25 protein-coding genes are annotated in these 21,501 nt (G+C 41.3%); all 25 read left to right on the forward strand.

The genetic code is table 11. The annotated features are described in order from the left end of the window. Positions 1–216: DUF551 domain-containing protein (locus PG766_RS00005; protein ID WP_270590174.1), on the forward strand; the 216-nt coding region annotated here is incomplete at its 5' end. A 28-nt stretch (positions 217–244) separates the two neighbouring features. Next, positions 245–442 (forward strand): hypothetical protein, encoded by a 198-nt coding sequence (locus tag PG766_RS00010; protein ID WP_270590178.1) that lies wholly within the window; start codon positions 245–247, stop codon positions 440–442. Between the two features lie 91 nt (positions 443–533). Beyond that, a complete protein-coding gene (locus PG766_RS00015; RefSeq protein WP_270590180.1) occupies positions 534–986 on the forward strand; it encodes a hypothetical protein in 453 nt (150 codons plus the stop codon). A 247-nt stretch (positions 987–1,233) separates the two neighbouring features. Beyond that, the gene (locus PG766_RS00020) at positions 1,234–1,509 is read left to right on the forward strand and encodes an HNH endonuclease (RefSeq protein ID WP_270590185.1); all 276 of its coding nucleotides are present in this window, start codon (positions 1,234–1,236) and stop codon (positions 1,507–1,509) included. 315 nt (positions 1,510–1,824) lie between these two features. Next, positions 1,825–2,136 carry a P27 family phage terminase small subunit gene (locus PG766_RS00025; protein WP_270590188.1) on the forward strand — a complete coding sequence of 104 codons (312 nt, stop codon included), beginning with the start codon at positions 1,825–1,827 and terminating at the stop codon, positions 2,134–2,136. Beyond that, complete coding sequence (locus PG766_RS00030; RefSeq protein WP_270590190.1) at positions 2,123–3,796, forward strand: terminase TerL endonuclease subunit; 1,674 nt, start codon at positions 2,123–2,125, stop codon at positions 3,794–3,796. Before PG766_RS00025 ends, PG766_RS00030 begins: the two co-directional genes overlap by 14 nt. A 12-nt stretch (positions 3,797–3,808) precedes the next feature. Beyond that, positions 3,809–4,954, forward strand: a complete 1,146-nt coding sequence (locus PG766_RS00035; RefSeq protein WP_270590192.1) for a phage portal protein — start codon at positions 3,809–3,811, stop codon at positions 4,952–4,954. A gap of 80 nt (positions 4,955–5,034) precedes the next feature. Next, positions 5,035–5,802: a head maturation protease, ClpP-related gene (locus tag PG766_RS00040; protein ID WP_270590194.1), complete on the forward strand. Its 768-nt coding sequence runs from the start codon at positions 5,035–5,037 to the stop codon at positions 5,800–5,802. 15 nt (positions 5,803–5,817) lie between these two features. Continuing rightward, positions 5,818–6,963: a phage major capsid protein gene (locus PG766_RS00045; RefSeq protein WP_270590196.1), complete on the forward strand. Its 1,146-nt coding sequence runs from the start codon at positions 5,818–5,820 to the stop codon at positions 6,961–6,963. Positions 6,964–6,981: 18 nt separating this feature from the next. Then, on the forward strand, positions 6,982–7,272 hold the full coding sequence (locus PG766_RS00050) for a hypothetical protein (protein WP_270590198.1): 291 nt from the start codon (positions 6,982–6,984) through the stop codon (positions 7,270–7,272). Continuing rightward, positions 7,259–7,606 (forward strand): hypothetical protein, encoded by a 348-nt coding sequence (locus PG766_RS00055; protein ID WP_270590200.1) that lies wholly within the window; start codon positions 7,259–7,261, stop codon positions 7,604–7,606. The genes PG766_RS00050 and PG766_RS00055 overlap by 14 nt, the downstream gene beginning before the upstream one ends. Then, positions 7,603–7,935 (forward strand): hypothetical protein, encoded by a 333-nt coding sequence (locus PG766_RS00060; protein ID WP_270590202.1) that lies wholly within the window; start codon positions 7,603–7,605, stop codon positions 7,933–7,935. The genes PG766_RS00055 and PG766_RS00060 overlap by 4 nt, the downstream gene beginning before the upstream one ends. Beyond that, complete coding sequence (locus PG766_RS00065) at positions 7,932–8,303, forward strand: HK97-gp10 family putative phage morphogenesis protein (protein ID WP_270590204.1); 372 nt, start codon at positions 7,932–7,934, stop codon at positions 8,301–8,303. The genes PG766_RS00060 and PG766_RS00065 overlap by 4 nt, the downstream gene beginning before the upstream one ends. A gap of 8 nt (positions 8,304–8,311) precedes the next feature. Next, complete coding sequence (locus PG766_RS00070) at positions 8,312–8,929, forward strand: major tail protein (protein ID WP_270590205.1); 618 nt, start codon at positions 8,312–8,314, stop codon at positions 8,927–8,929. A 4-nt stretch (positions 8,930–8,933) separates the two neighbouring features. Next, positions 8,934–9,266 (forward strand): hypothetical protein, encoded by a 333-nt coding sequence (locus PG766_RS00075; protein WP_270590207.1) that lies wholly within the window; start codon positions 8,934–8,936, stop codon positions 9,264–9,266. 20 nt (positions 9,267–9,286) lie between these two features. Continuing rightward, entirely contained in the window at positions 9,287–9,415 is a 129-nt protein-coding gene (locus tag PG766_RS00080; protein ID WP_270590209.1) for a hypothetical protein, read from the forward strand. Beyond that, positions 9,408–11,558 carry a phage tail tape measure protein gene (locus tag PG766_RS00085; protein WP_270590212.1) on the forward strand — a complete coding sequence of 717 codons (2,151 nt, stop codon included), beginning with the start codon at positions 9,408–9,410 and terminating at the stop codon, positions 11,556–11,558. Before PG766_RS00080 ends, PG766_RS00085 begins: the two co-directional genes overlap by 8 nt. Next, positions 11,555–12,253, forward strand: coding sequence for a distal tail protein Dit (locus PG766_RS00090; RefSeq protein WP_270590213.1), 699 nt, complete (start codon positions 11,555–11,557; stop codon positions 12,251–12,253). The genes PG766_RS00085 and PG766_RS00090 overlap by 4 nt, the downstream gene beginning before the upstream one ends. Next, positions 12,253–14,160 (forward strand): phage tail spike protein, encoded by a 1,908-nt coding sequence (locus PG766_RS00095; RefSeq protein ID WP_270590215.1) that lies wholly within the window; start codon positions 12,253–12,255, stop codon positions 14,158–14,160. Before PG766_RS00090 ends, PG766_RS00095 begins: the two co-directional genes overlap by 1 nt. Beyond that, positions 14,161–15,159 (forward strand): phage tail tip lysozyme, encoded by a 999-nt coding sequence (locus tag PG766_RS00100; protein WP_270590217.1) that lies wholly within the window; start codon positions 14,161–14,163, stop codon positions 15,157–15,159. Between the two features lie 16 nt (positions 15,160–15,175). Next, positions 15,176–16,126: a hypothetical protein gene (locus PG766_RS00105; protein WP_270590219.1), complete on the forward strand. Its 951-nt coding sequence runs from the start codon at positions 15,176–15,178 to the stop codon at positions 16,124–16,126. A 274-nt stretch (positions 16,127–16,400) separates the two neighbouring features. After that, positions 16,401–17,093: a hypothetical protein gene (locus tag PG766_RS00110; protein ID WP_270590220.1), complete on the forward strand. Its 693-nt coding sequence runs from the start codon at positions 16,401–16,403 to the stop codon at positions 17,091–17,093. Beyond that, entirely contained in the window at positions 17,090–17,500 is a 411-nt protein-coding gene (locus PG766_RS00115) for a putative ABC transporter permease (protein WP_270590221.1), read from the forward strand. The genes PG766_RS00110 and PG766_RS00115 overlap by 4 nt, the downstream gene beginning before the upstream one ends. Positions 17,501–17,553: 53 nt before the next feature. Then, positions 17,554–20,328: a metallophosphoesterase gene (locus tag PG766_RS00120; RefSeq protein ID WP_270590222.1), complete on the forward strand. Its 2,775-nt coding sequence runs from the start codon at positions 17,554–17,556 to the stop codon at positions 20,326–20,328. A 62-nt stretch (positions 20,329–20,390) separates the two neighbouring features. Continuing rightward, a complete protein-coding gene (locus PG766_RS00125; RefSeq protein WP_270590223.1) occupies positions 20,391–21,386 on the forward strand; it encodes a tyrosine-type recombinase/integrase in 996 nt (331 codons plus the stop codon). The last annotated feature ends 115 nt before the right edge of the window (positions 21,387–21,501 follow it).

Genomic DNA, 21,501 nt, shown 5'->3' on the forward strand with positions numbered 1-21,501 from the left:
GGATGGATTCCAACAACAGAAAGACTCCCAGATCAACGGGAGTTCATAGAATCATATGTCAGAAGTGCATATGCAGCGGAGTTTCTGGTCACGATCGAGGGAGCTGATAAGGCAACAACGCTGTATTATTCCCAGACAGGTGTCTGGTTCGATGAACAGGGAGAACCGTATAAGGTTGTGGCGTGGATGCCGCTTCCGGAAAGGTATAAAGGATAATGGAAGATAAATATACAAAGACACTTGCATGGATAATTACGACAGTTGCAGTAATTATTGGAATGAAATGGACGGGATCTGCGTGGTGCTTATGGGCGCTGTTCATTCCGGCAATGATAGAGTAGCAGAGAAGGTGATGAAACATTGTATAAAAACCAGGAAGGATATTGTGATCCAACAGCAGGCAAAGCCATCCAAGATGCAAGCCGTATCCCACATCATGTAAAGGAAGCACATAAAGCATTAAAGGATATAGCAAGTCTGCTTGGATTCGAGGTCTTAGTATTAAGAGATAGGGAGACAGGGAGGGTATACCGATGGAAACTGTGAAGGAAGAGAATGAGAAGAAAAAGGAATACCTGAAACAGTACGGCAAAGCATTACGCCAGGAGAAGCGGATCGAGGAAGAGTTGGAACGCTTAAAGCTGGATCGGATGCTTCCGGGAGCACTGGCAGCAGATGGGTTGCCAAAAAGCAGCAACCTTTCTGATCTGTCAGATTATGCAGCAGAAGTGGACGAACAGGAACGGAAACTGCTGGAGCAGAGGAAGAGAAGGGTCAGGATCCGGCCTGAGATCAGGGAAAGAATTGAGCAGATAGAAGATGAGACAGAGAAAGATATCCTGACTTATCATTACATAGATCTTATGAGATGGAAAGAAATCTGTGCAAGAACCGGGTATTGCTGGCAGTATGTGCATAAAAAGCATTCAGATGCATTGAAAAATTTTAAATATGCGATAGAATGCGACACTCAACCTGTGATATAGTATATGCAGGTAAAGAATTGAAACGGGGCAGCAGTCGAAAGATTGTTGCCTTTTTCTTTGCCGTAAATTCTGGAAAGAGGTTTGGCGGTTTACTCTGGAAAGAATTTATTCATACGTCAGTACATTTGTTTGTTGCGATTACTTTTTTAGAACTCCTTATTACAGATACAGAAACCGCCAAAATAAAAATATGACAGACAAAGAAGCAAAAGCATTTTACAACTCATCTGCATGGAAACATAAGAGAATGCAGATATTAGATCGAGATCATTACGAGTGTCAGGATTGCCGCAAGAGAATAAAAGACGCAGCTGCATCTGGCACACAGCTGATCGGAAGAGACAGAAAGATATGGAGAGCTGAAGAGGTACATCATATCCAGGAACTAAAGGAACATCCGGAACTTGGACTTGATGATGATAACCTGGTAAGTCTATGTACGCAGTGTCACAACCTGAGACATGGCAGAGCACCGAAGAGGTTTGCCAGAAAGAAGAAGCTTGTGAGCATGGAACGATGGTAGCTACACTGAGGGCAGACATAGCTTAGGAGGAGACAAGCGGACGGTGCAAGCCGTCGCATGTGCGGTTCGAGTCCGCAGCTGTCCTCAATTTTTAAATAGCCCCCCGGTAAATTCTCGGCGATTTTTCCTGAGTGAAGAACGGGGATGTAGCCATGACTCTGGAGGAAAATTGAAATCTCGCGTGAAAAGGGTAGGGGTGGCATTTTTGGGAATTTACTATAAGAAAGAATTTTTAGAGACGGGCGTAAAAAGCCTGTATTTTTTGGCATAAAAACAGCAAAAAAGGCATGATTTGAGTGAAAAGAGGTGAGCAAATTGACACAAAAAGCTATGAAAGAGTCATTGATAAGGCAGTTGGAGTTACGTGGGATGAAAGCGGAATTCTACACGGATTTGATTGATGACTATGTATATTATTGGTCATTAAAAAAGAAATTGATCGCAGATATTAAAGCAAAAGGATTAAGATATGAAACAATAAATGGCAATGGTGTGACTGCGGAAAAGGCAAATGAATCAGTAGTCAATTTGCAAAAGACTACAGCTACGATGTTGAAGATCTTGGCAGATCTGAAGTTGAAAGAACCAGTACCGGAGCCAGAAAGTTCGATGGATGGTTATCTGTAAAGAAATTGATGATTATCTCAAATATGCCGAAGCGCATCCGAAATGGATAAACAAAAAAAGAAAATTGTTGATAAAGAACATCGTAAAGCCGACATTAAAACGGAACGATGTTTTTTTTGATGAGGAAACATTCAGAAAATGTATGCAGTACTGCAAAACAAATTATTATGAATTGTTTCCATTTCAAAAATTTATTTATGCATTTGCCTTTATGTATAAAGATGATATTCCAATATTTCCAAAGTTTTTTATAAAAGAGGGACGTGGAAATGGTAAGGATGGATTTATAGTTCCGATTGTTAATTTTTTTCAGACTCCGTTATATGGAGTGAAAAATTACCACGTTGAAATTGTGGGAAACTCAGAGAGCCAGGCGAAGGATACATTCAAAGTGGCTTATGATATGCTGCATGATAACCAGAAGTTCAAAGGAAAATTTTCCGTAACAAAAGAGCTGATAACAAACCTTGTGACCGGATCAGAAATGAAATATAACACATCCAATGCAAAGACAAAGGATGGTAAAAGAACTGGATGCCTGGTGCTAAACGAGATTCACGCATATGAGAATTACGATCAGATAAATGTATTTGAATCCTCTCTTGGTAAAGTTAAGCATTCACGAGAATTTATCATCACGACTGACGGATATGTAAGAGACGGTCCGCTGGATGAGATATCAGCAATGTGCGCTGAGATCCTGGAGACAGGAGAAAATCTGCTGGGATACTTCCCGTTCGTATGCGAGATCGATGATATGAAGGAAGTGGATGATCCGGAGGCATGGCATAAGGCTAATCCATCTATGGAGTATATGCCGATTCTTGCGAATCAGATCATGCATGACTATTTAGAAATGAAGAAGATTCCTTCTAAGCGTGCAGAGTTCATAACAAAGCGAATGGACAGATCGGCGCGGAAAGAAGAGGAAACGGTCACAACCTGGCAGAATGTCCTACGAGCATGCTATATAGGTAGGACAATGGAAGAGTTGGAACACAAGATTCCAAGGATAACATTGGATACACGAGGACAGGCAGCAGTCATTGGAATTGACTATGCAGATGTGCGAGACTTTGCATCCGCCGGTATTCTGACTAAGACTGATGAAGGTGAGTGGATTTGGAGACAGCATACATGGATCTGTGCAGATTCTCCATTTATCGATTCCATAAAGTTCCCACTGAGAAATGTAGGACAGACAGAGTTTGAAGACTTCGAGATTGTTCCAGGTCCGGTGATTGATGTGAACCTGATCGCAGACTGGTGCATGGAACAGATGAAATACTACGAGGTCAAGAAGATTGCAATGGATACTTACCGGTACACATTGTTCAAACAGGCATTCGAAGAACGCGGGCTGACGATAGAAGACAAGAAGAACCCACATGGAATAGTACGTCTGATTAGAAAGATAACATCAGTGACTGGAATTATCGCACCATTCATCCAGTCGATGTTCTCACAGGGCATGATTAACTTTGGACCATCTGCAATCATGCGATGGTATACAAATAATACAAGAGTATCTGAAGATAAATTTGGAAACAAGAGCTTTGGTAAAATTGAACCGAAGCTAAGGAAAAATGATGGATTTATGGCTTTTGATGTAGCAATGTTCTGCAAAGATGAGCTGGAAGTCCAGGTCGTATATATTTAACAGGAGAAGAATATGTTTAAATTTTTGTGGCAACGGGATAAGGAGATGCAGTCTCTAGCTGAGATTATTGCGGTGGATATGGAAAAGTTGAATTTATCAAAGTTGGCCATTGAAAAAGCAGTTATGATGATTGCGAAGGCAATTGCTAAATCCGATATCTTGATACAGACAGAAAGTAAAGAGAAAAATAAACAGGAGTATCGGCTGAATATACAGCCTAATGACCATGAGTGCGGAACTGTGTTCTGGACGGAAGTTGTAAGACAACTTCTTACGGTACAGGAAGTGCTGATTATTCCGTTAGGTGGTAAATATTATCTGGCATCAGCTTGGAATGTTAGCAATAATGTGCTGACTGAGCGAACATATAGCAATATAACACTAACATGCGCCGGATACGACTATCCGATTTGGAAAAAAAAGCGATCATCAGAGGTGATACACCTAAAATATGATAATGCAAGAATTCGCCTGTATCTGCAAAACGTAGTTGGACAGTATGATCGGACGCTTGATGCTGTTAATGCGATGATGCGTATGTCCAGTATGCCGAGATTCAAATTAAAACTTGGGACAGCAACGCTATCATTCAGAGAAAAACAGGCAGATGGCACAGACAAAGAGATGACAAAGGATCAATATGTGAAAAAAATCAAGAGCCTATTGGAATCAAATGAGCTTGCTGTGCTTACGGAAACGGACAATGTGGCGATTGAACAGCTGCAGATCAACACAACAACTAAGGCAGAAGAACTGGCAAAAATGGCATTGCAAATCAATAATGAGGTGGCAAACGCCTTTGACATTCCGGAAGCGGTATTTAATGGCAATATTACAGAAAAATCAGATGCCACGAACGAATTCATAACCTATGCCGTTGGTCCGGTGGCGGAGGTGATCAATGATACACTGACGGCTTATATAGTTGGTGAAAATGATTATTGCACAAAGAATGAAAAAGTTATGGTATGGCTGGCACGCTTCAAACACGTAGATGTGGTAGACAGTGCAACCAATCTGGATAAACTTCGCGGAATTGGATTTAATTACGATGAACTCCGTGAAATGGTAGGCTACACAGTGCTGAATACAGAATTCAGCCAGGCAAGAGCTCTGACAAAGAACTATGGAGAGGAGGGAAATGGTAATGCAGCATAGAAAACGCGATCAGTAGGAGGTGATCCAATTATCTCGGAGCTGTCCGTTAAACAGTAAATCCGAAAGAAAGGAAAGAGAACATGGACGCAAAAAAGTATTATTCCTTGGAATCTAAGAATGATGTGGCGGACCTCTACATCTTCGGTGACATCACATCATGGCCGTGGTTAGAAAGTGACGTGTCAGCAAGCGGAATTGTGAACGAACTACAGTCCTTAGATGCAAAGGAAATTAATGTGCATATCAACAGCTATGGCGGTGAAGTCGCAGAGGGATTGGCGATTTACAATACGCTCAAGAATAGTGATATGAAAGTCACTACAATCTGTGATGGATTCGCTTGTTCCGCAGCATCAGTCATTTTTATGGCAGGTGACGAAAGAATCATCAATGAAGCATCACTGCTCATGATTCATAATGCATGGACATATGCGAATGGAAATGCTACAGAGCTTAGAAAGGCAGCGGAAGACCTTGATAAGATTACACAGGCTTCCGTCAATGCTTATGTAAGCAGAGCAACGATTTCAGAAGATGAGATCAAAAATCTCATGGATAATGAAACGTGGATCACAGCTCAGGAAGCTGTAGAATATGGCTTTGCCACAAAAACCGAAAAGTCCGATGATGGCGGAATTAAACAATCAGCATTTGCGAATATTCGCAGTGCCATTCTCAAAAAACCGGAAAATGTAAAGCCGGTAGAAATTGCAATGCGGTTGGATGATGAAGCAATCGCAAAGGTCATTGCGGAAAGAGTAGTGAATCTTTTACAGAAAAAAGAAGTTCCGTCAGAACCGAAGGAACCAGCAAATAGCAGCACTGGATGGAGTGCATTTTTTGAGTAGAAAGGAAAAGATAAAATGAAGATTGAAAATTCATCACAGGAATTAAAAGAAAAAGTTAAGCAGCTGTTAGAGAGCGCTCCGGCAGATCAGAAAGCAGATGCGATTATGCAGTCGATCGAAATGATCGAGGAAGCAGCACATGCAGATCTGATCAATCAGGTGGTGGCAGAGGCAGAAAGAGCGAGCCATGACGCTGAATTTAAGAAACAGCTTGGACTCCGCAATCTCTCACAGGAAGAAAAGAAATTTTATGAGGGATTCAAGGATATTAAGCAGTCTGTAACAGCAAATCAGATTGATATCATCCCGACAGAAATTATCGATCGCACACTCGATGATGTAAGAAAAGCATCTCCAATTTTAAAACTGGTAAACATGGCACCGGCAAATGTAAAGAAATGGATTGTAGCATCACATTCAGGTGCAGCAGTATGGGGAGATCTTACAGGTGAAATCAAGGGCGAATTATCAGGAACTATTTCAGCACTAAATATCGAACTCCATATGCTGTCCGCATATCTGGTGATCCCGAAAGCCATCCGTGAACTTTCCATGGAATTTGTAGACCGGTATTTTAGGGCAATCCTTTCAGAAGCAATGCAGGATGGTCTTGTAAAAGGTTATCTGGATGGAGATGGAAAGACTGGGCCGATCGGTATTTTCCGTCAGATCGGAACCACAAATGGCGATGGAACAAATAAAGCGAAGACCGTTTTAAATAACATCACCAAATTCAGCCCGAAAGGACTTGCAAATGTAAGAAAAACCCTTACAAATAACGGAAAACGTGTTGTTACCAAACTGTATCTGATTTGTAACCCAGCAGATGAAGCGGAATATGTAGATCCGTGCATGTTTGGAGAAGCACTTACTGGTGGATATGTCAATAAAACATTCATTGATATTGAAAAGATCACGGATGCTAACTGCCCGCAGGGTAAAGCAGCATTTACCATTGATGGATATTACACAATGGGCGCGACGGGTGTGAGAGTAACAGAATATGATCAGACAAAAGCGATGGAAAATGCGGATCTGATCATTGCGAACTGCTTTGCGAATGGACGAGCTGTTGATGATAATGTTGCAGTTATCTTCGACGTCACAAAACTTGAAGAGTATGTAATTAACGTACATCAGACGTCTACTGCATCCGTTTAGTAAGAGTGAGGGCAGAGTATGAACGAAAATGAACTATCCATTCTTGTTGATGAGATGAGAGAAGAGTTCCAGATTCCTCCATACTGCGATGACAGACAGCTGAGAAATCTTGCAAAAGAAGGTGAACATGCAGTCGGGAGATTGAATCCTGGCTGTAGCATCACCAAAGATTTGACGTATCGAATGCTAATGAAGAATTATATGTATTATTCTTATCACCACCGAGCAAGTGAGTTTTTTGAGAATTATGCAAGCGTGATCCTGACTTGGCAGATGGAGACGGAGGTGGACGTAAATGGCACTGCCTGAATACACTGACGGAGTATTTGAACTGTATTGCATCGAAAATGATGAGTCGGAAGATTATCCGGAAGAAAAGCTCCGTGATACCGGAATGCGCTTTTGGTATCGTGAGCTTGCGGTATATGACACCACCAGAGCAAAGCTATCCGCTGACAGCATCGAAGTGACGCTAAAACTCGCTATTCCACAGTATAAGCAGATTAACAGTAAATGTGTCTGTATTATTGGCGGAGAACAACACGAGATCTACAATGTAGCGCACATCACTACGAAAGATGGATTTAGAGAGTCGGAACTGACTTTAAAAACACCAGCGCATGATCGTGAGGTGATCGCATGACACAAAAAGAATTGAGTAAGCTCTTACATGACACCGGCTGTCCGGTTAATGAGGGAGTCAGCAGTATCAAAAATGAAAAAGTTTTTCCTCGCATCGACTACTGGGAAATGCTGTGGGAAGATGTGATGGCATCAGGAGATGATTACTCGCAGGAAATCACATGGCAGATTAGCTTTTATGCAAAACGTCCTCGCAATCCGAAGCTGATGGAACTGAAAGAGCTGTTAAATGAGCTCGGCTACCATCCGACTATTGCTCACGAATACGTGATTGAAGATAGAGTATGGCATTCTTATTTCTCAATCACTACGGATGCGGAAAGCTTATGAGCAAAGAAGTAGATTTTTACGATTCCGGATTTGGCGAATTTGAGAAGATGATGAAAGAATACGCTGAGAAAGTATCGGAAGAAAAAGCACTAGATGCAATTGAGGCAGGAGCGCAGGAATTTGTAAACGACCTCTTACGACTTCCAAGACCTCGTAGCCGAATCACTAAAGCTGGATACACACACATCATCGGTACATTCGCCTTGGAAAGAACCGAAAGCAATATTAAAGTTGGATGGGGTAAATATTACGGGCCAATGTTGGAACATGGAACGAGAAAGATGGCTGCAAGAGCGCATCTGAAGCCACTATTTGAACAGAACAAAGAAAAATACTATAAGAAGATGACTGAGTGCATCTTTGGTTAGGAGGATATATGGCTATTAACACAAAAAAGCCGGCTATGAAGCAGACGGTAGGCGCACAGTACACTTGCTTCGCAAATACCACAGAAGCCGGAGATTATGACGGAACTTATGAAGCCGACGTTGAAAAGACGGAAGTTGTCAAAAGCGTAAAAGTGACAGAAAATTCAGAGACCAGTGATGTTTACGCATCAGGAAAGATTTACGATTCTGATACACCGATGTCCAGCATCGATATCGAGATCTCCGTGATTGCATTTCCGGACGATACAATCTCCAAAATGCGTGGAGAGACAAAAGGGACAGGTGGACTTATCCTCGCTGGCGGAAAGAACGAAAGACCAATCTTTGCTTATGGTAAGGTTGTTAAGCTGAAAAATGGAAAATCTCGCTTTGAATGGTATCCGAAATGTAAGCTCGTGGAAAATTCCGATGATATCTCTACGTCAGAGGAAAAGGCAAGCGAGCAGACAGATACAATCAAAGTTAGAGCGTATCCATTTGATTCTGCTGGAAATATAGTATCGAAAGTTACAGAGTCCACGGCGCCAGAAGGACTTACAGAAGATAAGTTCTTTGCGAAGCCGATTCTGACGGATGCAGACCTTACTACAGCGGTAGGAGCGTGATTAAATGAAATCCAAGCTGATTGAATTAACAGATGGATCCAAACTGGAAGTAAAGGTTAATTTCTATACTCTTTACCTTGTGAAGATGAACGGAATTGACAAGAAGATTGATGGAAAAAGTGAACTGACCGATGATGAAAATATGGAACTTGCGGGCAAGCTGATCTACATTATCCTCAGGTCAAATGGCTTAAAGGTTGACGAAGAGGAAGCCATGATGCTTACTCCAATGGATGCATCAAGTATTCAGGACATTTTCGATGAGTTCGAGAAGAGACTCAATGAATATAAAAAAAAAGAACAGGCGAAGAAGTCGAATGCTCCGAGGAAGAGATAAATATCAACTGGGCGGAGTATATGGTTGCTGCGCGTAAGATGGGAATGAGCGAAGAAGAATTTTGGAACTCTGATCCCATCTTTTTTAACGAATGTCTGGAAGTATTTATGGAAGTAGAAAAAGCAAAGGGAGGTGCTTTGATTGGCTAATAGTGATTTAAAGACCGTAGGGCTATCGTTTAAAGCTGACGGTGCGGTTGACTTCCGGAAGTCATTGACCGATGTTAATAATGCAGTCAACGAGAACAGATCAGCTTTTAAGCTTGCAAAATCTGAATGGGATAGTAGTACATCGTCCGCGGAAAAACTGAGAGCGACACAGGAATATCTGCAGAATCAGACAGAAACATATACGCAGAAAGTCGATAGATTGACGGAGATCCTGAAAGCACAGGAAAGTGCGGAAGTAAGAGACGAAGCAGCTATCTCGAAGACAAGGCAGCAGTTGGATAATGCCAAAGCATCTCTAAACAATTATAAAAGTGGTCTTGAAGATGTGAACGAAAAGCTGAAAAGTGGAGTTGCCACATTGGAAGATTACTCAAAAAAAGTAAAAGACTTTAGTGACAGCACTGGAAAGATTGGAAACTCTTTGACGAAGAATGTCACTGCACCGATTACTGCAGCTGGTGCCGGAGTCATGGCAGCATGGGCACAAGTTGATGAGGGAATGGATATCATCGTCCAAAAGACCGGTGCCACCGGTGATGCACTGGAAGAAATGCAGAACTCTGCAAGGAATATTGCAAAGACGATTCCGACAGACTTTGAGACAGCCGGAACTGCAGTCGGAGAAGTAAATACACGATTCCATTTGACGGGAGAAGAGCTTGAAAATCTGTCTGCGAAGTTTATCAAATTTGCCGAGCTGAACGGAACAGATGTCAACTCATCCATCGACAGCACGCAAAAGGTTATTGAAGCGTTTAATTTGAGCGCAGAAGATGCCGGAGCACTCCTTGACACAATGAATAAGGTCGGACAGGACACAGGAATCTCAATGGATACATTGGCATCATCTATGGTGTCGAATGCTGCAGCCCTGAAAGAATTGGGAATGTCCGCTGCCGATGCTGCTACATTTTTAGGACAATGCGAGACATCTGGAGTTGATACAAGCGCAGTAATGGCCGGACTCAAAAAAGCATTGGTCAATGCATCGAAAGAGGGCAAAAGCATGAAAAATGCGCTGTCAGAACTTCAAGACACGATGGTTAACGCAGGAAGTTCTTCCGAAGCTTACAATGCTGCGGTTGAGCTGTTCGGTGCGAAAGCTGGTCCTGCACTAGCAGAGTTTTGCCAAAGCGGAAAACTGAATTTTGACGAACTCGGCGCATCTCTTAATGATAATCTGGGAAGCGTAAATGACACCTTTGAAGCTACACTGGATCCAGCTGATCAGTTTAAATTGACACTGAATCAGCTGAAAGATGCTGGATTTGATGTCGGAAATGCACTGGGACCGGTGCTTGCTGAATGTTTACAGATGGTCACTCCGATTCTGAAAGATATTATTGCTTCGTGGAACTCTTTGTCTCCAGGAACACAGGAGATGATCTTGAAGTGCTTATTATTGGCGGCTGCACTCGGACCGGTATTTAGCATTATAAGCAAAGTATCTGGTGGAATCTCTGGCGTGATCGATGTCGGAACGAAAGTTGCTCCGGTTATTGCTAAGGCGAAAACAGGATTCGCAGCATTTAACGCTGTTCTTGCAGCAAATCCGATTATCAAAGTCATAGCAGTGGTTGTTGCACTGATTGCAATTTTTGTCACTCTCTACAACAAATGCGAATGGTTTCGTGATGGCGTAAATGCTGTCTTTGGCGGAATCCGTGATTTTATTAAGGGAGTCATTGATAAAATCAAGGGATTCATGAGTTTTGAGTGGAAACTTCCGAAAATCAAGCTTCCACACTTCAAGGCAAGCGGATCATGGTCGCTTGTTCCACCAAAAGTTCCAAAGTTTTCGGTTGACTGGTACGCAAACGGCGGTATCTTGAACAGCCCAACTATTTTCGGAATGAACGGAGACAGAATGATGGGCGGTGGCGAAGCTGGAGCGGAAGCAGTTCTTCCAATCGACTTGCTAAAGACTTATATCCGCGATGAGATGCAATCCAATAATACTGTACTTGCTCAGCTGATTGCTGAAGCTTTGTCGGAATTGACATTTGTCATTGAGAATAACATTTCACTCGGAGATAAAAAGCTTGCTGATGTACTAGTAGATGCCATCATTAAAAAGCTGTCCTCTAGCGTTAAATGGAAGAAAGGAGCTGTCGGAGTATGATGGACGTAGAATACAATGGAATTCTTGCATCAAGCTTAGGAATCTATGCGAAAAATATTCCTGACATTCCGGCAGCTGTCCGAAAAGAAAAGACAGTGGATATTCCTGGCATGGACGGAACGCTGATTCTGTTGGAGGGAGGTTATGAATCCACAGAAATCAAAGTGGATTTTAACTTTATTGGAGATTCTGACCGATGGGATGAACGTTTCGGACTTGCAAAAAAATGGCTGTCAAAAAGAGGTGGATTGCTCCGGTTTGACTGTGATCCGGAGCATTACTACAAGATTTTGAAAGTTGAAGTGGACGATGGGAAGCGTACTACGGAAAGAGTTGGTAATTTTACAACTACTTTCCTAACAAAAGATGGACTTAGGTATCTCGAAAGCGGACTCGGAGAAATGTCTGCGAGTGATGTGGTAGACAATCCTTATGAGATTGCCTATCCAATCTATAAGATTACTGGCGAGGGCGAATGCACTCTTGTCGTCAATGATGGAAAAATGGTGGCAAATATAGGGCAAAACCTAACCATTGACACAGGACGAAAGCTTGCTTATAGAGAGGACGGAACACTAAGCAATACATCCGTGGCCGGCGATTATGATGATTTGATTTTAATCGAGGGCAGAAACAATGTTAAAATTACAGACGGATTCGAATTGAAAGTTATTCCGAATTGGAGATGTTTATAATGATACAGATTTATAATGTTGAAAATAAAGATTATGATCACAACGGAGACATGACACTTCTTCCGGAAGAACTTACCGTTCATGTGGTATTGAATGGAGAATGGACAGCAACGCTGGAGCACCAGATCGACGATGAAGGCAGATGGAAGTATATTAACGATAATGCGGTTGTTAAACTGCCATCGTTTAACGGAGAACAGTTGTTTCGTATAAAAAACAAAGAAAAACAGGATTCGGGAGTGAGCGCAGAACTTACTCCTATCTTTTTGGATGCAAAAGAGGATTGCTTTTTGTTGGATGTAAGACCAACTGAAAAGAATGGACAGGATACGCTTGATATCATGACTGCACCGAATAAGATGTACACAGCAAAGTCAGACATTAAGAAGCTGTCTACGGCATATTACCAGACAAAAAATTTGATCGAAGCAATAAACGGCAATGATGAGAATTCTTTTATAAATCGCTGGGGCGGAGAAATCCTCTATGATAACTATAATATTACAGTAGATGAGCGCGTCGGTGGCGATCATGGAGTGCAGGTTCTTTACGGAAAAAACATTGTAAAAAATGGGTTTTCTGAAACGATTGACATGACGGAAGTTGCAACGAGAATTATTCCGAAATCATACAACGGATATATGATTGCAGGAGAAACGCCGTGGGTTGACTCGCCGATTATAGAAAAATATCCAACAGCGCATTACAAAGTAATGTCATTCGAGGACGTGAAAATGCGTGCAGATGCATCTGAAGATGATGAAGAAAATGGCGTGATCATATGTGATACGCAGGAACAACTTGAAAAAGCATTGAGAAAAAGATGCGAAGAACAGTATGCAGCAGATGCCGACAAACCAAAGATTACCATAAAGGCAAATATGGAGCTGTTACAGAACACAGAGCTGTATGAAGATGTAAAAGAATTGGAATCTGTATCTCTTGGAGACACCGTCCATTGCAAGCACTCTAAACTTGGAATCGTGTCTGATGCCAGAGTGATTGAACTGGAATGGGATGCTGTGAGGAAAAAACTCACATCCGTAACACTCGGAGAATTCCAATACAATTTTTTAAACAATGCATCTTCCGTAATGAATAGAGTAGAGCAAGCTATCAGAAATGATGGTACACTTGTCGGACAGCAAGTGCGCGGAATTATTAACGGTGTAAAAGCGCAACTGAAAGCACAATCCACAATTGCAAAAAAGCAGACGGTAAGAGCTGTGTTATTTGAAGATTTGGATCCGGAATCACCCACGTTTGGAGCTATGTGCCTTGGAACACTTGGATTCGAGATTGCATCCGAACGTACTGCGGATGGAAATGATTGGAAGTGGAGCACATTTGGAACAGGAGCTGGGTTCTTTGCAGATTTTATCGTTGCAGGAACAATGCTGGCGGACCGCATAAGAGGTGGCACGCTGGAACTTGGTGGCGCGGATAATGGCAATGGTGTAGCGAGAGTCATGGATGCAAGTGGGAACGAGATTGTGCGGCTCGATAAAGATGGTGTGTATGCGAAAGGCAGATATGTATGTGCTAATTCAGATGGAAGCCAGACAGCTACATTGTCGGAAGGAAATCTTAAATTTAAGACATCGAATTACGAAGTTGTGATTCGTGCCGGAGCGACCGGTGGACAAACAGGGTTGTTGATCTATCCGGAGCAAGGAAGCACACGAACAAAATATCTTTCGATCGGAAACGAACTCAGAGGACAATTTGACAGTGTAGCTTTGATTGCGTCTGGGAAAATGACGGTCGGCGGTTCATCACTGGAAGTCCAGAAAGATTCTAAAGGATACTCTGCAAAAACTGGGAAAGCAGTATTTTCTGATGGAACATATCTGGAGTATGTAAATGGGTATCTGGTTGGAGGAAGTACAAAAGGAGGAAGCTTTTAAATGAGCTGGACAATCGGGAATTACGCACTATCGCAAGCACAGATGAACGCAAATGCGGTAGAAGTGTACAAGTATTTTTCCGGAAGAGGTTGGTCTTTAAATGCAATCGCTGGAATTCTGGGAAATATGCAGAGCGAGTCTTATGTGAATCCGGGAGTGTGGCAAAGTTTAAATGAAGGGAATTATTCTGGTGGATTTGGATTGGTCCAATGGACTCCGGCGACCAATTATACAAACTGGGCGATGGCAAACGGATATTCTATAACTGATCCGAACGGGCAGCTATATTGGATTGATACACTATCAGAGTCAACCGGACAGTGGATTCCAACCGGTTCTTACAATATGTCCTGGGTAGCTTTTAAGACATCCGGATCATCTCCGGAAGATCTTGCTAGTGCATTTTTAAAGAACTTCGAGCGTGCAGGCGTAGAAGTGGAATCCGCCAGGAGATCACAGGCAAGAAGTTTCTACAATTTGCTGAGCCAGTATGATACAAACTCCAAAGCAATAGAATCGGCTGTCCAGTGGGCGATTGGAATTGCGAACGATAACAGCCATGGATACGATCAAGGAAGCAGATGGGGACCGGACTATGACTGCTCTTCGCTGCTGATCACAGCGTACCAGCAAGCCGGTATCAAGGTAAAAGATGCCGGTGCAACTTATACGGGAAATATGTATGCTGCATTTAAATCGTGTGGATTTCAGGATGTAACCGGTTCTGTTAATTTATCTTCAGGAAGCGGCGTTCAACGAGGCGATATCCTTTTGAATGTGGCAAGCCATACTGCAATGAGTATCGGAAATGGACAGGTTGTACAGGCGAGTCAGAATGAGAATGGAGGAGCGACAGGAGGAGCAACAGGAGATCAGACGGGGCAGGAAATCTGGTGTACAAGCTATTACAATTTTCCATGGAATTACGTTCTTAGACTTCCTGGAGGAAGCACGGGAACCACGACCAGTATTTATATCGTCCAGTGGATTCCTGGATAAGAAAGGAAAAAGAAAAATGAACACTATAAAAAGAGATGTTTATGTGCTTAGAAATACCATTAAGATCCCGATCGAAGTAACAAAAGGGACGGATATGTTAGGGCTTGAGTTTGCGGTCAGGGATTATGAGATTCCGGCAACGGCAGCAGCGGTTGCCTATGTTTATCATAAAAGCATGGATAAACCAAAAGGTACACTATGTGATGTTGACAACAGTGTGATCTCGTTTACACCGAGTGGTGATTTTTTTGTGGTTGGAATGAATGAACTGCAGATCAGAGTCATTAATGATGGAAAATCACTGATTTCGTTCAAAGAAAAAATAAAATGCTCTGATGCAATGGGGTTTCCAGACGACGAGGAAGAAAGCCAGCAAACCTTGGTGGAACAGCTTTTAACGAAAGTAGGAAAGGAAGAAGGGGACAGAAAAACAGCGGATGACACAGAGCGAGAAGAACGCATAGCTGCAGATGATGCGGAGAAGAAAGCACGAATTGCAGAAGAAAACGCAAGAGCAGAAGCTGATGAAGCTATCCGTGCGAACAGGATTGTTACCTTGGATGAAATTGATCTTGTAACAGAGGAAGGATTCTTCGTAGATGCACTGGCAGTTAAAGAGTTAAATAGCAATTTAACAAAAGCAAATAACGACATAACAGCAGCGATAAATAATATAATCAAAAATGTTGAAATCACAAAAACAAATTTGAAGGTTGCTGCTAATTCTGATTTTCGATGGACCTGGGACTTGCCGACAATACCTGGCTATTATCCGTTAGAGGTTTTAGCATGGAATTTTCATGGCGATTACGATCTTTGGTTAAATGTATCTACGGCTGCAAGATATTCTACAAGCAATCAATTTGGGATTGAAGGACACAACTTCGGAAACGGAAACGCAACGGTTACATTGTTCGTTCATATTTTGTACGTCAAAAATGGATTTGGTTCATATGTAAGAGCATAATTATTTCCATTTTCCAAAATAAGATGTTTACCTGCACATTATACATCCCTGCTTTAGGTGCATAAGCAGGGAATTTACAGTACGAATATTCAGTGTTTTTATAACTTTATTTTCCCATACGAATAATATTTAGCCTACATCTCGCTTTAAATATTTAAGCGCATAAGCAAATAAACTTATTTATTTACACTCGGTATATCATATTGGTCGGGTGTTTTTGTTATGCGCTTTTTATATATGTAACTTTATCAACCAGTCAAAGAAAGGAATAACGATGAATATACTTTTTTTAGACCAGAAAGAACCAGTTGAAGGGAAAGTAGTAAAACAAGATGATTCACATATTCTAATTGAAGGGGTAGAGAAAAACACTTCTGGGTTTCGACTACTTACAGAGAAAGGATGTGTTTTTGGTAAGTATGAAAAGTTTACTACACTTTATAAAGAAGAAGAAAATGGATTTATTCTGTCTAGTGACGGAAGTGTATATGTAGAACCGGAACCAATGCCAGAACCAGAACCAGAACCGGAACCATATGAGCCAACTTTGGAGGACTTGCAAGAGACTAAAGTAGCTGAAATGAACATGGCACAACAGGGGGTTATTGCTGCAGGTGTGGATGTCGTTCTTACAGATGGAACTACAGAACATTTCACTTTGGGAGATCATGACCAGACAAGTCTTGTCGGATTACAAAGTCAGGTCGCAGCTGGAGAAGAAAATATTCCGTGGCACACATCGAATGAAGCGGAACACTGCAAATTCTACAGCAATAAAGATATGAAAAAAATTACAGCAACCGCAATGGCTTACGTGACATGGCACGTAACATATTTCCGTGACCTGCGTATTTACATCCGTTCTCTGGAAAGCAAGGAAGATGTAGAAAAAGTCACTTACGGGATGGATATTCCAGAAGCATACCAGTCAGAGCCATTGAAAGCAATGATGGCTCAGAAATCATGAAGAAATTAAGACCGCTGATTCTGTTTGTGATTGGCGGTCTGATTTATATATTGATTGAACTTGTTGCAAGAGGGCGCACTCATTGGACGATGTTTATTGTTGGAGGGGTGGCGTTCTTCCTTATTGGTTGTATCAACGAAAAATGCCGGAAGATGCCATTGGTAAGGCAGATGTTGATCGGTGCGATTGTGATTACTGCATTGGAATTTGTATGCGGCTGTATCGTGAATTTATGGCTCGATTGGAATGTTTGGAATTACAGTAATATGCCTTTTAATTTATTTGGTCAGATATGTTTACCGTTTTCAATTTTGTGGTTCTTCCTATCAGCCGTAGCAGTTGTACTTGATGATTATATAAGACATTTATTATGGGGCAAGAAAATACCGCACTACAAATTATTTTAAAGAGGATGTCTGAAATGAAAGATGTAAATGAGTAGTGGAGGCGGGTTGAAATTATGGATAATATTATAGAAGTACAATTTAACGAAATGTTGCAAAGAACACGAAGTATCTGGCAGTATGATTACGGACAGGTTCTAAAAATTCTATCGGGTGGGGTGGTACTACCAAATTTCCTAGAGGTGCATTTCTCCTTATCAAGGGAAAATGAAAAGTGCATTACTCGCATAGGGACAACAGTAAATGGGGTAACCGAGGTTCAAATACCAAACGAATTATTGAACACCGAAAATAAAACACATGATTATTTTATATATGCATTTATATATGTATCTACAGAAAAATACGGAAATACGAAATGTGAAATAATTATACCAGTAAAATCCCGAATCAAACCAGAGAACCCATCAGAAGAACCATTGCCAGAGCCGAATATATTTCATGAAACTGTTGAAGCTGTTAATGTTGCAGCTGATCGGGCAAAGATGGCAGAGCAGAGCGCAAAGGAAAGTGCGGCAGAAGCTGGTAAGTATGCTGCTAGTGCATCGGAGAGTGCAGTTACAGCAGAAAAGACCAAGGAAGATGCTCTTAGGAAAGTCGGAGAGAAAAAGCAGGAAGCAATCGAAGCTATCCAGAATCAGGAAGAGACCTCTGTAGGCAAGATTACTACTCACACTGATGACGAGATCCAACGGATTCAAAATCAGGTTGCAGAGTCCAAGGGAGAACTTGAACAGACCATTATAAATGCTGGTGTTTCCGAGGAAGAACTGGATGAGTCTATTCAGACTGCTAGTGACACTAAGACAGCACTGGACAAGTCGGTGGAGCTGGCCGAAACTGCAAAGACAGAGTTGGATACGTCCATCCGGGAAGCAGGAACTGCCAAGACTGCATTAGATGAGTCTACAGAGACGGCAGGAACGGTTCAGGAGACTCTGAGTGCGACTGTGAAGCAAGCGGGTGCATTGGACACTTCTCTTGGTGAGAAGATTAAAACTGGGACACAACTCAAGACAGACATTGTAGCATCTGGCGAGAAAGCAGTCAAAGACATTCAGACAGCCGGAAGTGAGCAGCTGGGTAAGATGCAGGCAGTAGCAGAAGCGTTCACAGCCGATCGGGAGCAGATTGCAACCAATAAAGAGGATATTGGTTCACTAAAGTGTAATTTAAATAATGCAATTCAGTCAGATATATTGCATAACAATAATCTGTGGGGTTTGTCTGATTGGAGTCAAACAACAAGTGGAGTTACCATCTCTTATGACTCCGAAACTGGCATTTTTACTTTTAATGGAACAGCCATTGAAAATACAGATAAATTTGTATTCAATGCTGCTCAAATAAGCCCTTTGCTTGAGGCAGGGACTTACAAATTATGGTGCAAAACCATCAGCGGCAGTTCTACAGGAAAAAATCCAGCAATGAATTTTGGAACTGGTTTGGCAACGTTACCTATTAACTATAATAGTAATAAGAATCTTGCCACATCATTAACATTAACTGGCACACAGAATCGCTATAAGATTAGTGTTATCGGCGGAGCAGTGTTTGACAACCTAAAACTTCATATATGGGTTACATCTGTTGATATAACAAACGAGACTGATTTAGGTTTTCAGAAATACGGTGAAACATATAAAACACATCCTGTATTAAATCCTAATATATCTATTCAACGACTGGATTCACATATTAAAAATCCCAGTATTCATCTATCTGTTGATGAAAAGACTTATGTAACAAAAGCGGTGTCAGACAAACGAAACGAAGACCTTTTTACTTCGGAAATTGCAGATACGATAGAAAAAACATTCGTTCATCAGAAAAATAAAAATTTGTGTTTTGCATATATATCTGATACTCACACTTATACATCGAATACCGATTCTGTTGGTCAATACAAAATGCAGATGAATCATATAAGTAAGGTCAATGATGTCGTTAGTTATGATTTTCTGGTGCATTGTGGAGATTTTGTGAACACACAATTGCTATGGAATAATAGTATGATTCAGGATGACGAATATCAGAAATATATCAGAGAATGCGTTATGGAACTGAATACAACAGGAATCAGTAACGTATTCCCCGTGATTGGAAATCATGACAGCGGTTTCATTCCATCAACAGATCCAAAAACACACGGAACAGAATACTCTGGATATTTGGCTAATGCACGAACAATGGGAAAAATATTAAATAATAGAAGTGTTGTCACAAAAGATGTCTTAAAGCCTTATTATTATGTTGATTTTGAGATTTATAAAATCAGATGCGTATATATTTCCACAAATTGCGACAGTTTAACAACAGATGTAAAAGGTATTCCTTATGAAGAAACTGTATGGTTTAAAAATGTGTTGGAAACAACACCAGATGATTTCAATATATTACTTTTTGGACACATCCCATTTTCAAGATTTACAATGGGTGAAACTACAAGCTCGTTTCTTAATCTCGTTAACGGATTCAACACGCATACTATCGTGGACAACGCAGGAGCAAGTATGGATGCTGATTTTACAGGTAGAACTTCAAAAATTTTAGTATATATTTGCGGTCATTATCATGGTGATAGTGTTGTGATGCCAGACAACGAATATTCTGTTATGAACTGTCCCGAAATCACTATTGGCAGTGGAGGCTATCTATCGTCAGGCGTTATTACGAGCGGGAATAGATATGACGACTTGGATGCTCCAAGCCGAGAACTTGGTACTATAACACAAGATTTATGGGATTCTTGTGTCTTGGACTTAGAAAAATATATTTTATATCTAACACGATTTGGCGCGGGAAATGATAGAATTGTAAATCTCAACTAAAAATGGGTTGCTATACTAAGCAACTAAAGCTCCCCTTTGTGTACACAAAATGGAGGGGTTTTATGCGCGAACGATTTGTGAACGAATTTCTGACCAAGATCGAAGGGAAAATTTCTGATGATGATCTGAAGATTGTGTACCAGCAGTTAACCATATTCGTAGGAGAGTATGAGATTTCTCCGAGAAATACAGAAGTGGTATTGCATGAGGGATATCTTCCGGAATGCTATAAGATTTTCTTTGTTACCAGGAAAATTGAAGGAATGAGTATGAAGTCGTTGGAATTGTATAATATGGTTCTGAGAGATTTCTTTTACCAGGTTAATAAGCCGTTTGAAGAAATTACAACCAATGATATCCGGTTATACCTGTACAATACACAGCAGACAAGAAAGATATGCAATTCCACACTGGATGGAAGAAGAACGATAATACATGTATTCTGCGAATGGGCGGCCAACGAAGGGTACATAGGAAGCAATCCATGCAGAAATATACGGCCAATCAAATATGAAAGACCGAAGAGAAAGCCACTTACCGGAATTGAGTTAGAAATGGTGAGAAATGCATGTAAGACACTGAAGGACAAGGCTATAATAGAAATGTTCTACAGCACAGGGTGCCGAGTGACAGAACTGGAACGGTTAAACATAGAAGATGTAGATTTTATAAGAAAAGAAGTATCTCTCTTTGGGAAGGGGGACAAACATAGAACCTCTTATTTGAACGCAAAAGCAGAGCTTGCACTTAGAAACTACTTGGCATCAAGGGACGACAATAATCCGGCGCTGTTTGTGTCCGATCGTCGGCCACATGGTCGTATGAAGAAAGAAGCTATAGAAAAGAGAGTAAGAAAATTAGGAGAAGCTTCAGGAATTGGAAGAAGGATGTATCCGCATCTGATCCGGCACACGACAGCAACAGACGGATTGGAAAGAGGAATGCCAGTAGAAGAGGTGCAGCAGATTCTGGGACATGTTAATATCGGAACTACCATGATTTACGCAGAAGTTTGTAAGGAAAATGTAAAAAATAGTCATAGAAAATGTATTGTGTAAGAGCGGGATGACCGCTCTTATTTTATATTCCCGTCCGGTTTGTCCGGGGAATGGAGTGGTAATAATGAGAGAGATTAGAGCAAGACCTTAACGGGTCTTATTTTATTACATAGAA

This window comes from Coprococcus sp. LG101-27, from assembly GCF_027695515.1.
In the GTDB taxonomy this organism is placed as follows: domain Bacteria; phylum Bacillota; class Clostridia; order Lachnospirales; family Lachnospiraceae; genus Allocoprococcus; species Allocoprococcus comes.

Excerpts from the sequence above, each read along its gene's own strand:
- PG766_RS00010 (WP_270590178.1), top strand. The coding sequence starts at position 245 with ATGGATAATTACGACAGTTGCAGTAATTATTGGAATGAAATGGACGGG.
- PG766_RS00090 (WP_270590213.1), top strand. The coding sequence starts at position 11,555 with ATGATGGACGTAGAATACAATGGAATTCTTGCATCAAGCTTAGGAATC.
- PG766_RS00040 (WP_270590194.1), top strand. The coding sequence starts at position 5,035 with ATGGACGCAAAAAAGTATTATTCCTTGGAATCTAAGAATGATGTGGCG.
- PG766_RS00075 (WP_270590207.1), top strand. The coding sequence starts at position 8,934 with ATGAAATCCAAGCTGATTGAATTAACAGATGGATCCAAACTGGAAGTA.
- PG766_RS00095 (WP_270590215.1), top strand. The coding sequence starts at position 12,253 with ATGATACAGATTTATAATGTTGAAAATAAAGATTATGATCACAACGGA.
- PG766_RS00065 (WP_270590204.1), top strand. The coding sequence starts at position 7,932 with ATGAGCAAAGAAGTAGATTTTTACGATTCCGGATTTGGCGAATTTGAG.
- PG766_RS00105 (WP_270590219.1), top strand. The coding sequence starts at position 15,176 with ATGAACACTATAAAAAGAGATGTTTATGTGCTTAGAAATACCATTAAG.
- PG766_RS00020 (WP_270590185.1), top strand. The coding sequence starts at position 1,234 with ATGCAGATATTAGATCGAGATCATTACGAGTGTCAGGATTGCCGCAAG.
- PG766_RS00100 (WP_270590217.1), top strand. The coding sequence starts at position 14,161 with ATGAGCTGGACAATCGGGAATTACGCACTATCGCAAGCACAGATGAAC.
- PG766_RS00045 (WP_270590196.1), top strand. The coding sequence starts at position 5,818 with ATGAAGATTGAAAATTCATCACAGGAATTAAAAGAAAAAGTTAAGCAG.
- PG766_RS00070 (WP_270590205.1), top strand. The coding sequence starts at position 8,312 with ATGGCTATTAACACAAAAAAGCCGGCTATGAAGCAGACGGTAGGCGCA.
- PG766_RS00060 (WP_270590202.1), top strand. The coding sequence starts at position 7,603 with ATGACACAAAAAGAATTGAGTAAGCTCTTACATGACACCGGCTGTCCG.
- PG766_RS00055 (WP_270590200.1), top strand. The coding sequence starts at position 7,259 with ATGGCACTGCCTGAATACACTGACGGAGTATTTGAACTGTATTGCATC.
- PG766_RS00015 (WP_270590180.1), top strand. The coding sequence starts at position 534 with ATGGAAACTGTGAAGGAAGAGAATGAGAAGAAAAAGGAATACCTGAAA.
- PG766_RS00125 (WP_270590223.1), top strand. The coding sequence starts at position 20,391 with ATGCGCGAACGATTTGTGAACGAATTTCTGACCAAGATCGAAGGGAAA.
- PG766_RS00115 (WP_270590221.1), top strand. The coding sequence starts at position 17,090 with ATGAAGAAATTAAGACCGCTGATTCTGTTTGTGATTGGCGGTCTGATT.
- PG766_RS00120 (WP_270590222.1), top strand. The coding sequence starts at position 17,554 with ATGGATAATATTATAGAAGTACAATTTAACGAAATGTTGCAAAGAACA.
- PG766_RS00050 (WP_270590198.1), top strand. The coding sequence starts at position 6,982 with ATGAACGAAAATGAACTATCCATTCTTGTTGATGAGATGAGAGAAGAG.
- PG766_RS00110 (WP_270590220.1), top strand. The coding sequence starts at position 16,401 with ATGAATATACTTTTTTTAGACCAGAAAGAACCAGTTGAAGGGAAAGTA.
- PG766_RS00080 (WP_270590209.1), top strand. The coding sequence starts at position 9,287 with ATGGTTGCTGCGCGTAAGATGGGAATGAGCGAAGAAGAATTTTGGAAC.
- PG766_RS00035 (WP_270590192.1), top strand. The coding sequence starts at position 3,809 with ATGTTTAAATTTTTGTGGCAACGGGATAAGGAGATGCAGTCTCTAGCT.
- PG766_RS00030 (WP_270590190.1), top strand. The coding sequence starts at position 2,123 with ATGGTTATCTGTAAAGAAATTGATGATTATCTCAAATATGCCGAAGCG.